Source organism: Mesorhizobium sp. J8, from assembly GCF_016591715.1.
GTDB lineage: Bacteria > Pseudomonadota > Alphaproteobacteria > Rhizobiales > Rhizobiaceae > Mesorhizobium.
On the sequence record NZ_AP024109.1, the window covers coordinates 2,786,521 to 2,799,703 of the forward strand.

Annotated in this window: 9 protein-coding genes; 7 read left to right on the top strand and 2 right to left on the bottom strand. The window is 66.3% G+C overall.

What is annotated here, in order from left to right; translation table 11 throughout:
- Nucleotides 1-134: 134 nt before the first annotated feature.
- Both MJ8_RS13130 and MJ8_RS13135 read left to right on the top strand, forming a co-directional pair.
- Nucleotides 135-2,225, top strand: coding sequence for a GumC family protein (locus MJ8_RS13130; RefSeq protein WP_201414762.1), 2,091 nt, complete (start codon nt 135-137; stop codon nt 2,223-2,225).
- Nucleotide 2,226: 1 nt separating this feature from the next.
- Nucleotides 2,227-3,570 (top strand): VpsF family polysaccharide biosynthesis protein, encoded by a 1,344-nt coding sequence (locus tag MJ8_RS13135; protein WP_201414763.1) that lies wholly within the window; start codon nt 2,227-2,229, stop codon nt 3,568-3,570.
- Nucleotides 3,571-3,606: 36 nt separating this feature from the next.
- On the opposite strand, the gene MJ8_RS13140 is transcribed toward MJ8_RS13135, so the two are convergent.
- Nucleotides 3,607-4,881 (bottom strand): glycoside hydrolase family 5 protein, encoded by a 1,275-nt coding sequence (locus MJ8_RS13140; protein ID WP_201414764.1) that lies wholly within the window; start codon nt 4,879-4,881, stop codon nt 3,607-3,609.
- Nucleotides 4,878-6,065 (bottom strand): DUF1972 domain-containing protein, encoded by a 1,188-nt coding sequence (locus tag MJ8_RS13145; RefSeq protein ID WP_225248241.1) that lies wholly within the window; start codon nt 6,063-6,065, stop codon nt 4,878-4,880. Before MJ8_RS13145 ends, MJ8_RS13140 begins: the two co-directional genes overlap by 4 nt.
- 353 nt (nt 6,066-6,418) lie before the next feature.
- Here MJ8_RS13145 and MJ8_RS13150 point away from each other — a divergent pair, with 353 nt between their 5' ends.
- The 5 genes from MJ8_RS13150 (at nt 6,419) to ligD (ending at nt 13,091) form a co-directional block, all read left to right on the top strand.
- Nucleotides 6,419-7,603, top strand: a complete 1,185-nt coding sequence (locus MJ8_RS13150) for a glycosyltransferase family 4 protein (protein WP_201414765.1) — start codon at nt 6,419-6,421, stop codon at nt 7,601-7,603.
- A complete protein-coding gene (locus MJ8_RS13155) occupies nt 7,600-8,907 on the top strand; it encodes a hypothetical protein (protein ID WP_225248242.1) in 1,308 nt (435 codons plus the stop codon). The genes MJ8_RS13150 and MJ8_RS13155 overlap by 4 nt, the downstream gene beginning before the upstream one ends.
- Before the next feature lie 9 nt (nt 8,908-8,916).
- Nucleotides 8,917-10,143 carry a GNAT family N-acetyltransferase gene (locus MJ8_RS13160; protein WP_225248243.1) on the top strand — a complete coding sequence of 409 codons (1,227 nt, stop codon included), beginning with the start codon at nt 8,917-8,919 and terminating at the stop codon, nt 10,141-10,143.
- 91 nt (nt 10,144-10,234) lie between these two features.
- Nucleotides 10,235-10,459 (top strand): hypothetical protein, encoded by a 225-nt coding sequence (locus MJ8_RS13165; RefSeq protein ID WP_201414766.1) that lies wholly within the window; start codon nt 10,235-10,237, stop codon nt 10,457-10,459.
- Between the two features lie 136 nt (nt 10,460-10,595).
- A complete protein-coding gene (gene ligD, locus MJ8_RS13170) occupies nt 10,596-13,091 on the top strand; it encodes a DNA ligase D (protein ID WP_201414767.1) in 2,496 nt (831 codons plus the stop codon).
- The last annotated feature ends 92 nt before the right edge of the window (nt 13,092-13,183 follow it).

The following is a 13,183-nucleotide window of genomic DNA, read 5'->3' on the forward strand; positions in this document are numbered from 1 at the left end:
TAAGTGCAAACTTCGTGCCAGCGCGGCATCAATTTATGAACATAATTAACAGTGTTTTAATCGTTGCCGGGAATAGCTAGGCCAACGCCGCATTCTCATCCTTGCCGGCCGATGGAGCGTTGTCGGAGCGACCTTTGCAACCATCCCTGCTCATGGTGCCTCAGCAGAACGCTCCGGAGGCGATTGCGCCGGCGCAGGCCTATTATGTGCACGCGCCTGCGCACGCCACGGTCGAGCTTGGCGATCTCGGTCGTATCCTGTTGCGGCGCCGTTTCCTGATCCTCGCCGTCACCGCGCTGCTCACCGCATTGACGCTTGTCTACAGCCTCCTGACGCCGGCGCTCTACTCCTCGACGGCGCAGATCATCATCGATCCGCAGGACCTCCAGGTCGTCACCAACGACGTCAATCCGAGCCGCATTTCTCCCGATGGCGGCATCACCCAGGTCGAAAGCCAGGTGAGCGTGGCTCAGTCGAACGGCGTCCTGCTGCGCGCCATCAAGGCGACCAATCTGACCGAGAACCCGGACTTCAACGGGCAGGGCGGGCTCGGCGGCTGGCTCGGCATGTTGTTCGGCTCCGGCGACGGCGACAGGACGGCTGAGACGCTCGACGCGCTGCGCCGCCGCCTGGCGGTGAAGCGCGACGACAAGGTGCTGGTCCTCAACATCATCATCACCGCCAAGAGCGCCGATCTGGCGGCTGAACTCGCCAACGCCATCGCGCAGGCCTATCTCGACGACCAGGCGGAAGCCCGCTCGAAGGCCGCCGCCGACGCCTCCGAGGCGATCAGCGCCCGGCTGGAGGACCAGCGCAAGCGCGTCGAGCAGGCCGCCAACGCGGTCGAGAGATACAAGGCCGAGCACAACATGGTGATGGCGGCCGGCAACCTGGTGAGCGACCAGGAACTGACCGACCTCAACACGCAATTGACCGCCGCCCAGACGCGCACCGCGCAGCTCAAGGCGCAGGTCGACCAGCTGCGCCGTCAGGGCAGCGCGCCGGACGCGACGTCGGAGGCGATGCGCTCGCCGGTGATCGCCAGCCTCAGGGCGCAGGAGGCGACGCTCGTCGATCAGATCTCGCAGTTCGGCACCGCGCTCGGGCCGCGCCACCCCTCGATGATTTCCGCGCAGCAGCAGCTGAGCGACCTGCGCAAGCTGATTTCCCGCGAGCTCGGCCGCCTCGTCGCCGCCGCCGAGACGGATTACCAGCGCGCCCTGGCCAACCAGAAGGAACTGGAGGCCAAGGTCGCGTCGCTGAAGGGCAAGTCGCTGGACACCGACCAGGCATCGGTCAGGCTGCGCGAGCTGCAGCGTGACCTCGATGCCGTGCGCACCGTCTATGCCAATTATCTGCAGCGCGCCCAGGAAACGCGCGAGCAGACCAGTGTCAACAGCACCAACGCCCGCATTATCTCGCAGGCCATGCCGGCGCTGAAGAAGAGCTGGCCGCCGAAGGGGCTGCTTATCTTCGGCGCCATCTTCGGCGGGCTGGCGCTGGGCGTCGGCATGGCGCTGATCGCCGAATATCTGTCGCCGACCGTGCTGTCCGCCAACCAGATGCAGTCGGCCATCGAGGCGCCGGTGCTGGGCGTGTTGCCGGGCAGGGGGCGCCGCCGCTCGGGCTCCGCCCAGAAGACCGATGCCGTGGCCGGGCTCGCGCTGCAGCGCATCGCCGCCGCCACCAGGCGCCCGCCCGACTGGCCGCTGGTGCCCTCGATCCTGGTGGCGTCGCCGCCCGAGGACAAGGCGCAGCGGTCGAGGGTTGCGTGGCAGCTCGCCAACGCCGCGGCGGCCAGGGGGCGTCGCGTGCTGTTTATCGACATCAATGCCGGCAAGGGCCAGAAGGACCCTCAGCCCGGCGTGCTCGACGTGCTGCGTGGCGAGTATCCGCTCGAGGCGGTCAGCCGCTACGCGCCCGGCTCTTCGGTGGCGCTGGTCGGCAGGGGCCGGCCGACCGCGGTGTTCCAGGAAGCCCAGGCGCTCTATTTCGCCCACCGCATGCTGGCCGAGGCCAACCGCAGTTTCGAGCTCGTCGTCGTCGACGGCGGCGCGCTGGCGGACGATCTCAATGTCCTGCCGCTGGTCGCCATGGCCGACGAGATACTGCTCGTGGCCAGGCTGAACGCAACGCCGATGCGCGACGTCGCCTCTACTTCCGAAGCGGTCTCTGTCATGGGGCGGCTGCCGACCGGCGCCATGCTGGTCGACGAGGCGGCCTGACATGGCCTCGATCATGGCGGGGCCTGCCCGGCCTGTCCCGGCTCCGGGCTATGGCATGGCGGGCCCGCGCACTGTCCCGGTCGACACGCTGACCCGTCTCGGCATCATCGTGGCGGTGCTGCTTCTGTTTTCCATCTCCGGCGGCATGCTGTGGCTGGCCGGCTACAACTACGACGGCTTGCAGGGCAGCCCGCTGAGCAAGATCCATCCGTCCACCTATCTCTTCGTGCTGGTCTTCGTCTGGCGCTCTTGCACCTTCGGCAATCCGATCGGCTATGCTGTCCATGTCACCAACAAGCGGCCGGCAACGATGCTGATGGCCGTGATCTCGACGGTGCTTCTCTTCGTGGTCATCCTCAGGCAGCGTCCCGGCATGGCCGGCATGATCGATACTTTCGTCGCGCCCGCGCTGCTCGTGCTGCTGCTCAGCGAGGATGACGAGAAGACCTTTGCCTGGCTGCGGCTTGTCATCCATGCCGTCATGACAGTGAATGCCCTGCTGGCGCTGTTCGAGTTCGGCACCAAGCATCTCGTGTTCCCCTACAGGTTCGACGGCGCGGTGTTCGTCAACGATCTGCGCTCCACCGCGCTGCAGGGCCATCCGCTCTCCAATGCCACGGTCACGTCGATTTATGTGCTGTCGCTGCTCTCGGGCTCGCGTTCCCTGTCGGCGGCGCTCAGGCTGGCGCTTGTCGGCCTGCAGTTCTGCGCCCTGGTCGCCTTCGGCGGCCGCTCGGGCATGGTGCTGACGATCCTGCTCGGTGGCGTCTATCTGCTCATCCAGGGCCTGGCGCAGCTCAGGACCGGGCGCGTCAACCTTCTGGGCGCCGCGCTGGTGATCATGCTCGCCGCGCTGCTGCCGCTGGCGATCGCGCTCGCCGGCTATTACGGCTTCTTCGATGCGCTGCTCGAACGTTTCGTCTCCGACAGCGGCAGCGCCAATGCCCGCGTCGAGATGTTCGATCTCTTCAGGCATCTGGAGCTGCGCGACCTGATCGTCGGGCCTGATGTCGACCTGCTCGACAGCATGCGCCGCATCAGCGGCCTGGAGCAGGGCATCGAGAATCCGATCCTGCGCCTGACGCTTTACCAGGGCGCCTTCTTCACGCTCCTGATCTTCTTCGGCTTCGCGCTGTTCATGCACGAGGTCGCGCGCCGCTGCCATCCGGGCATCTGGCTGCCGATGCTGGGCTGGCTCATCCTGCTCAACACCTCCGAAAGCATTGCCTCCAAGACGACGCTGATGACCAAATTCGTGGTGATCGCGCTGGCGCTCTATCGCCCGGCGAGGGCCGAAAACAGAATGCCTGGAAAACCAAACCCGCTTCGGCCCGTTCTCTCATAAAACCAAACCATTGAAGCGGTTTGGTGATTCAACAAATCAAGTTGGCGGCATCCTCAGCCCGAGCGCCTCGATCATGGCCGGGTCGAGCGCGCGGGTTGTGTCGTCCATCATGCCCATGCCGTCGAACAGGTCCCAGAACGCCCAGGGAAAGCCGGCTGCCTCGGCGCCTTGGCGGACATCGGCGATGTAGCGGGCGCGGTCGGGATTGGGCGCGGCGGTGTAGCGGGAATCGGTGCGCAGCGCGCCGAATTCGCCCATGATGATGCGCTCGTGCGCGATGCCATGGGTGTCCGCCCAGTCGCTCACCTGCTTGAGATAGCCGTCGATGAAGCGGCGGTCGGGCTGTGCGTCGAAATAGACTTTCAGCACGCGCTCGGTCTCTTCATAGGCTGCGCGTTTGGCCTCCTCGGACCTCTCTGTGTCCTCGGCCATCCTTGCCCTGACCGAGGCTAGAGTCTGCTTCAGCGAGCCGGCCGAGGCCGGCCACGGCACGTTGTTCAGTGCCCGGTAGACCGGCTCGCGCATCCATGGCGCACCCTGATGGCTGAAAAGATAGGGCTCATAGAAGTGGAAGGTGAACAGGATCGGCTCGAAATCCGCCAGCGGCGCAGGATCGAGCGCTGTCAAGCCGCGCACCATCGAGCCGCAGCCGCCGGTGACGACAAGCGGCACGCTCGGCCCCAAAACCCTGGCGTCCGTCAGCAACGAGGCTTGCACGGCCGGCCATGCCCCGGAGGAACAGTCCTGCGGCGGCTCGTTGACAGGCTCCAGCGCCACCATGCCGGACGTCTTGCTCTGCAGGCTCTCGGCGATTTCGCTGACCAGCGTCCGATAGGATTCGAATTCCGGCGCCGCAGTGCTGGAATACATGCGCTCGGGATTCCAGTAATGCGTGGCGCCATTGGCCTGCACGTTGACGATGACGCCGAGGTCGGCGCCAAGGGCCGCATCGACCGCGGCGTCGAGCATGTCCATCAGCTCGGCGCGCTGGCCCGCATCGGCGGCGAGGAACGGACCCGGGTCGACAGGCAGGCGAATGAAATCGAGCCCGCTGGCGCGCAGCCGGGCGAGGTCGGCCGGCGTCGGCACCGGCCGCTGAGACTGGAAGGGCGGCCAATCATAGTCGGTGCGTGGTGCTGGATATTCGCGCGTCAGCGCGAACCACGGCCAGGTGTTGACGCCCCGCCTGAAACGCCACTCGCCGGCTGCGGCTTGCGCCGGGGATCCAAGCGGCGGAATCGCCGTCGCCAGCGGCGTCGTCGCCGCGGCCAGCGCCGCCCCGAGGATGCGGCGCCGCGACCAGCCGGTCATGCGTGTTTGGCGCGGTCGGCTTTCGCCGGCGCGGGGGTGGCAACGCCGAGCTGCCGCAGCGCTTCCTTCTCATAGGCGCTGAGAACGTCTTCCCAGCGGAAAGCTTCGCGGGCGCGGGTCCGCGCCGCCTTGCTGCAGCGCGCCACCAGCGTATCGTCGGCCAGCGCTTCGTCGATCCTTTCACTCAGGCTCTCGGTGTCGCTGAAATAGATCGCCGCCTCGCCGGCGACCCAGCGGTTGTAGCGGTTGTCATGCGCGATCACCATGTTGCCGGCGGCCAGCGCCTCGACCAGCGAGGGATTGGTGCCGCCCACAGTGTGGCCGTGCATATAGGCGCGCGCATGGTAGCGCAACGCCTTCACCACCGCCTGGTCATAGATCGCGCCCGGCATCATCACCACCGAGCCTGCCGCTTCGCGCACCGCTCGGTGATAGGGGATCTCGTCGTTGAGCGTGCCGAGCACCACCAGCTTCATGTCGCCGCGATCGCGGCGGCGGAAAGCTTCGATGATCGGCAGGATGTTGTTGTCGGGTTCGATCCGCGCGATCGAGACCAGATATTTGCCGGGCTCGAGCCCGAGCGCGCGAATGGGTTCCTCCGGCGCCGAGGTCACCGGATCCGCGCCATAGGCGATCGTCGCAATGGCGCTGCGCGGCCGCCTTGTCGCCAGGTGATCGGCGATCGCCGGGTGATCGGCGACAAGCCGGTGCGAGAGCCAGGCGCCGATCCATTCGTTGAGCCAGAACCAGCTGCGTGCCGCGGGACCCCATTTCGGCCGCCGCCACTCGATGCCGTCCATGTTGGTGATGATCTTGCGCCGCATGAGCCTGAGCCAGGTCAGGAAGATCGCGCCGTTATAGCCGAGCACCAGGCAGACGCCCGGCCGACGGGCGCAGTCGAGCACGCATTGCCAGTCGAATTCCAGCGTCGCGCGCGGACCCTTGGAGGCGACCTCGATGGTGATGAGTTCGATGCCGCGCCAGGTATCGCTCGTCACCCTTTGGCCGACGCGCTCGACCTCCTTCTGGCAGTAGACGCCGACCTTCCAGCCGCGCCCGGCCAGGAAGAGCGCCAGGCGCTCGGCGAAGGTCTCGAAGCCGCCGTGAGAAGCCGGAATGCCACGTGTCCCCAGGATCAGGATCGAAGGCTTTTCGATCGGGTTGGAAGGTCGTTCCGGTTTCAAAATAAAGGATTCCCCGGGATCCGGTCATGGTTGCGTTATGTCAATGACCGCCCAGCAACTTCCGTGCCAGGGGTACCCCCAGGGTGAATACTCGCATGAAGGTGTAAAATTTCTCTTCAGACGGCATGGCTTGCTTCATTATCGGTCAACTTTCGCGACGTATCTGTACCGATACGGGGCACGGCCGGGTTCCGAGGTCGCAGCAGGGCGTTCAGGAACCCGGCATGATCCTTGCTCCAGGGCTTGCAGTGGCCACCGCTGGGTAGAGCGGCGTGCGGATTTGGCATGAAGTTCTTCCGCGCTTGAAGGGTCCGGTGCTGAGCGGGCTCGGGGTGCAAGGTGGAAAGAGAGTGATGCGCATTGCCTGCGTTCATCAGGGCTATGAGCTCTATGGTTCGGATCGCAGCTTCGCGGAGAGCGTGGCCGCGTTGCGCGCGGCGTTTCCGGCCGCCGATATCGAGGTCGTGCTGCCGCGTGAGGGGCCGATCGTCGATATCCTCAGGCCGCATGCCAGCCGCATCGTGTTCGAGCCGCTATGGGTGCTCAGGCGCCAGGCGATGCTCAGGCTCGCCACCGTCGAAATGGCGCGGTTGCCGGCGGCGCTCTGGCGCGCCTGGCGGCGCATGCGCGGGAGCGACCTGACCTATATCAATACGTCGATCATCGCCGACTATGCGCTGGCCGCGCGTCTCTTGCCGCGCAAGGCGCTGCTGCACATCCACGAGATTCCCGAGGGCATCCTGCGCAAGGTGCTCGTCGCCTTGATGCGCTGGAGCAAGGCCGACCTCATCTTCAACTCGCGGGCCACGCGCGCCACCTTCGGGGACCCGCCGGCCGTCGATGCCAAGGGACGGCGCACGCATGTCGTCTACAACGGCGTCGCCGGGCCGGCCGCCGCCCTGCCGATGACCTATGACGGCAACCGGCCGCTCAAAGTCCTGCTGCTTGGCCGCGTCAACCGCATCAAGGGGCAGGAAGTGCTGCTCGAAGCGGTTGCCTCGCTCCCGGCGGAATTGCGCGACCGTGTCGAGGTCCGCCTGGTGGGCGGCGCCTTCGAAAGCGCTGAGCGCGAGCAGGCATTGGCGGAACTGGTCGGGCGCATGGGCCTGACCGGGCATGTCGAGGTGCTGCCTTTCGTCTCCGACCCGGCCGACCACTACCGCTGGGCGGATATCGTGGCGGTGCCGTCGCGCCGCCCGGAGTCGCTTGGTCGCGTCGCCATCGAGGCGATGGGCTGGGGCCGGCCGCCGCTGGTGTCGGCGACCGGCGGGCTGGTTGAGGTGGTGGCAGACGGCGAGACCGGCTGGCATGTGCCGCCCGGCGACGCCAAGGCGCTTTCCAGCAAGCTCAGCGAGATCATCCAACGGCCGGAGCTCTGGCGCGGCTACGCCGCCGCCGGCCGGGCGCGTTACGAGGCGGTGTTCAGCGAACATATCGCCGCCGCCGCGATCGTGGCGATCGTGGCCGACAAGCTGAAGGCGGCAACGCCGCGGCAGGGGCGGGCGCACATTGCCCGCGAGGCGGAGACGAGCCCGTGAAGTTCACCTTCCCGGCCCATCTGGTGCGGCGCCTCATGCTGATGATCGGCGGCGAGGCGATGCAGAGCGGCTTCCATTTCGCTCTCAACATCGCGCTGCTGCATCTTCTGTCGGCCCAAGGCTACGGCCTCTTCGCCCTCGCCATGGTGATGGGCGGCGTCGGCCTGTCCTACATCCGCTCGCTCACAGCCGTTCCGGCCACCATATGGATGAGCAAGAGCACCAACAGAGCCGGCGTCGACGCCCATGACGTGACCTTCGGATCGGCGGCGCTGGTGGTTGCGCTGCTGATGGGGCTGGGCACGGGATTGCTGATGCGCCTCCTCGGCGAGCCGAGCGGCATCGGCGCCGCCTGCTTCGTCTGCGCCTGGTCGCTACGCAGCCATATGCGCACGGCATTCTTCGCGCGTCGCATGCAGCTCGTCGTCTCCATCAGCGACGCCGTGTTCACGATTGCCGGCATCGCCCTCGCAGGGGCGGCGATCTGGTTCTTCACGGATACGCTCCAGGCCACTTTTTATGCGCTTGCCGCGGCCAATATCGTCGGCATCGCCGTGCTGGTGAGACTGGCGCGCCGCAGGCTGCGCATCTCCTTCCGTGCGCCGACCTGGCGGCGCTATGCAAAGCTCTGGCCGCAGCTCTGCTGGTCGGGGTTCAGCGCCACCACCACCAACATCCAGGGGCAATCCCTGGCGCTTCTGGTCGCAGGCATCGCCGGGCCTGCCGCTTACGCGCCGCTTGCGGCGGTGCTGGTGCTGTTTGCGCCGCTGCGCATTTCCAGCCTTGCCTTCTCGAACATGACACAGCCGGAACTTGCAAAGCTGGTGCGCAATAAGGAGTTCGACCGCGTATGGACGCAGGCCAAGATCTGGGCGCTCGTCATGGGTGTTGGCAGCCTGGCCTATGGCTGCGGCGTCCTGGTCGTCTTGCCGATGATCAAATCCCAGACGCTGCAGCATGCCTCGGTCGGACTGATCGGAATTTTCGCCATCGCCAACTTCGTGCCGATCATGGCCTATGTGATGCCGCGCGTGGTTCTCGAGATCGTCGGCGATTTCCGCATCGTCGCCTTCATCACCATGGCCGGCGCGATCGTCGGGCTCGCGACGATCGGGCTCCTGTTGGCCATCGCGCCGTCGACATGGTCGCTGGCAGGCGCCGCGGTGTCCGAGATCTTCGTGCTCGTGGCCTCATGGTATTTCGCGGCCAATCGCATATGGAACCTCAAGCACCCGAGCGAGCAGCGCCCCACGATGGTCGGCGCCTGGCGCCGCGCGGCGACGCTCGCCGTGCAGAGACGATAGGAGAATGACGTGGCAAGCCAGGCAATGCCGATGGCCGCGATGACGACGGGCTTGGTCGACGGCGAGGCCGCGCCGCCTGCCGCCGGCGCCGCCACCGCTTACGCGGCCGAGCTGCACACCAGCCTCGAAACGGTCAAGCCGCTCTGGCTGCGTCTCGAGGCGACGGGCGTGTGCACCGGCCACCAGCATTTCGCCTGGGCCGAGGGGATCGTCGAAGGGCTGCTGCCGCAAAAAGCCGACCTTGCGATCGTCGAGGTAAGGGATGCGGGCACGGGCGAGCCGAGGATGCTCGTGCCGCTGATGCGGCGCCGCGCCTTCCACCATTGGGTGATCGAATGGCTGAGCTGCGGCGTGTGCGACTATGCTGCGCCCTTGCTCGTCGACGCGACACCCTGGACCAGGCAATCCGCCGAGGCGGCGTGGGCGGCGGTGCTGTCCGTGCTGCCGCCGGCCGACCGCATCCACATCGCCGGCATCCCGAAAGAGGTCGGCGGCGTCGCCAATCCGCTGGCGCTGCTGTCGCCCGCGCGCGACTCCATCCACTCGCATTACGGCATCGCCATGGACGGCGACGCCGAAACCGTCGTCAAGCGCATTTGCCGCCCGTCCTTCGTCAAGGCGCTCAACAAGGACCTGCGCCGGCTCGATCGCAATGGCGGCTTGGCGTTGGTGGAAGCTGACACGCCGGCCCTTGTCGACTCCATCTTCGGCAAGCTGGTCGACATGCGGCTCCGCCGGTTTCGCGAGCTCGGCCGGTTCGATCTGATGGCGCAGCCACCGGTCGTCGATTTCTATCGCAAGGCTGCGCAACGCGGCCTGACGGACGGCTCCGTGCGGATCTTCGGCCTGCGCGCCGGCGACGTGATGGTCGCGGTCCAGTATCTGGCGGTCCATCTCGGCACCTTGCACGCGCTGCTGATCGCGATCGACCAGGCCGCGGTTCCCAATGTTTCGCCCGGGCTTTGCATCATGGGCGAACTGATCAGATGGGGGCGAGGCGCCGGCTTCGACTATTTCGACCTGTCGGTCGGCAACCAGAGCTACAAGGAACATATGGGCGCGGTGAAGTCGGTTCTGTCCGAGCTTTGCTACGGCATCACGCTGAAGGGCATGGCGGCGAGCGAGGCCATCAAATACCGTGGCCGGGGCGTCGCCCTCGTGCGTGACAACCCGCGCCTGTTCAAACTCGCGCAGGAAATCATGCAGCGCTGGCGGCGGCTGCGCTCGGGTGGCTGAGCGGCTTTGGTCGATAAATTGACTCACATTCCGCTCTCCGCCATGCTTACGGGCAGCCGCATCTTCTGCGGCATCGTGTTCGAGTGAAGCCATGGCCAGTCCCGTCGCCAGAGAAAAGTCCCGCCGTGCCGCGGTGAAATCCGCTCTCGACCGCCATAAGGTCTATGTCACCGCGCAGCGCTTTTCCGGCGGCTCCTACAGCGCCCGCGTGCTGGTCGACGGCGAAGCCTACTGGGTCGACGAGTTTCGGCTGAGCCAGCTCAAGCAGGGGCTGACGCCCGCCGAGCTGGAATTGACGCCGGCGATTGACGATTGAGCGACTAAGCATGACAACGGCAAGGCTGGCGGGACAGCGCCCCCCTCTGTCCTGCCGGACTGTCCGGCAGGACAGAGGGGGGCGCGAAGGAGCAAGGCGTTTGCCATTGCCCTGTCTGCGCGTTGGCACCTAACCGATGCCGCCCGCCAGCCTCAAACCCTACCGCGCCAAGCGCGAATTCTCCCGCACCCCCGAGCCTGCAGGGGGCACCGCCGCCGACGCCTCCAACCGCTTCGTCGTGCACAAGCACCACGCCACCGCCGACCACTATGATCTCCGCCTCGAAATCGGCGGCGTGCTGAAGAGCTGGGCCGTGCCGCGTGGGCCGTCGCTCAACCCGGCCGACAAGCGGCTTGCGGTCGAGACCGAGGACCATCCGATCGAATACATCGACTTCGAGGGCGTCATCCCCGAAGGCGAATATGGCGGCGGGCCGATGATCGTCTGGGACACCGGCACCTGGGCGCCGATGGAGGACGTCGAGAAAAGCCTCAGAACCGGCGCCTTCAAGTTCCGGCTGGCCGGGCAAAAGCTCAATGGCGGCTGGATGCTGACCCGGCTGAAGCCCAAGCCCGGCGAGGACGAGCACAAGAAGAACTGGCTCTTGTTCAAGGAGCGCGATCTCGCTTCCGACACCAAGCTCGACATCCTCGAGGCACGGCCGGAGAGCGTGAAGTCCGGTCGCCGCATCGAGGAATTGGTGGCGCTGCCGAAGAGGACGGAACGCCTGCCGCCAAAGCGTGGTTCGCTGAAGCCCGGCGCGCTCCCCGGCGCGGTAAAAGGCGATCCGCCTGCACGCATCGAGCCGCAACTGGCCACCCAGGTGACGGAGCCGCCGGGCGGCGAACACCCCTCGCGGAAAACGCCGGAGCTCTGGCTGCACGAGATAAAGTTCGATGGCTACCGCACCATGGCGCATGTGGTGGACGGCGAGGTGCGGCTGATCACCCGTGGCGGCATCGACTGGACGAAACGCTATGGCGATCTCCCGCAGGCCTTTTCGCGGCTGCCGGTCGGTCAGGCGATCATCGACGGCGAGATCATGGTTCTCGACGACAAGGGCATCTCGCGTTTCGCGCTGCTGCAGGACGCGCTGGCCGAAGGCGCCGGCTCGAAGCTGCATTTCTACGCCTTCGACCTGCTCCATCTCGACGGGTGGGACCTGCGCAAAGCGCCGCTCAAGAAGCGCAAGGCTCTGCTTGCCGAGTTGCTAGCCGGCCAGCCCGCCAATTCCGCCATCCAGTACAGCGACCATGTCGAGGGTGACGGGCAGGGTCTTTACGATCAGGCGTCGGACCTTGGGCTGGAAGGCGTCGTCTCCAAGCGCGCCGACGCCATCTACCAGAGCGGCCGCACCAAGAGCTGGACCAAGACGAAGGCGCAAAAGACGGATGATTTCGTCATCGCCGGCTACACCGTGTCCGACCGGGCCGAGGGGCTTGCCGCCCTCGGCATGGCTGAGTTCGAAAATGGCGAGCTGCACTATCGCGGCAAGGTCGGCACCGGCTTCGACAGCGAGATGGCGCGAGATCTGCTCGCCCGGCTGGAGCGGCTGACCGCCGGCGCCAGCCCGCCCGAAGGCGTGCCGCGCGAGATCATGCGCGAGATGCATTGGGTGAAGCCGCTGCTGTCGGCCCGCGTCCGCTATTCGAACCGCACCGGCGACAACGCGATTCGCCACGGCGTCTTTCGCGGGTTGCGTGACGTCGGCGGGTTGACCACGCCGGTGGCGGTCAAGCGCAAGCGGCTGATCGCCGAATCCGATCTCGCCACCATTTGGGTGACCAATCCGGAGCGCCGGCTGTTCGGCAAGACCGGGCCGACCAAGCTCGACATCGCGGTCTACTACGCGCTGGTCGGCGATTTCATGCTGCCGCACATCATCGGTCGCCCGGTGTCGCTGGTGCGCTGCCCGACCGGCAAGCCGCAGGACTGCTTCTTCCAGCGCCACGCCTTCACCGGCATGCCGCCTTCGGTGGCGGTGTTCGAAAGCACCAATTCGGAGGGCGAGACAAAAACCTATCTCTCGGTCGAGGACGCCAAGGGCTATCTGGCGCTGGCGCAATTCGGGGTCGTCGAATTCCACACCTGGGGCACGCACCGGACAAAACTCGACAAGCCGGACCAGATCGTCTTCGACCTCGACCCGGGCGAGGGAATTTCCTGGCGCGAGGTGGTGGAGGCCGCCGTCCACATCAAAGGCGGGCTGGAGAGTCTCGGACTGGTGCCGTTCGCCAAGACCTCGGGCGGCAAGGGCATCCACATCACCGTGCCGGTGACGCGCAAGCAGAACTGGAAGAAACTGCACCAGGCTTCGAGCGCGATTTCCACTTTGCTGGCGGCAAGCGCGCCGGACACCTTCACCACCACGATGGGTAAGGAGAACCGCAAGAAGCGCATCTTCATCGACTTCCACCGCAACGCGCGCGGCCACACCTCCGCCGCCCCCTATTCGCTTCGCGCCCGCACCAATCTGCCGGCTTCGACCCCGGTGAGTTGGGCGGATCTGGAGACGATCGACGCCCCGCAGGACCTGAACTACGCCTCGCTGCCGGGATTGCTGGAAACGTCGGGCGATCCCTGGGCGGAGATCGACGAGGCGGCTAGGGATCTGCCAGTGTTCGAGCGCTAGTTCCTCGCCCCCGCTTTCGCGGGGCGACGAAAGGGCCGCGCTATCTCCATCGACGCTGCCTACAATTTGAATTATCCTCCGCGCAAACCCCC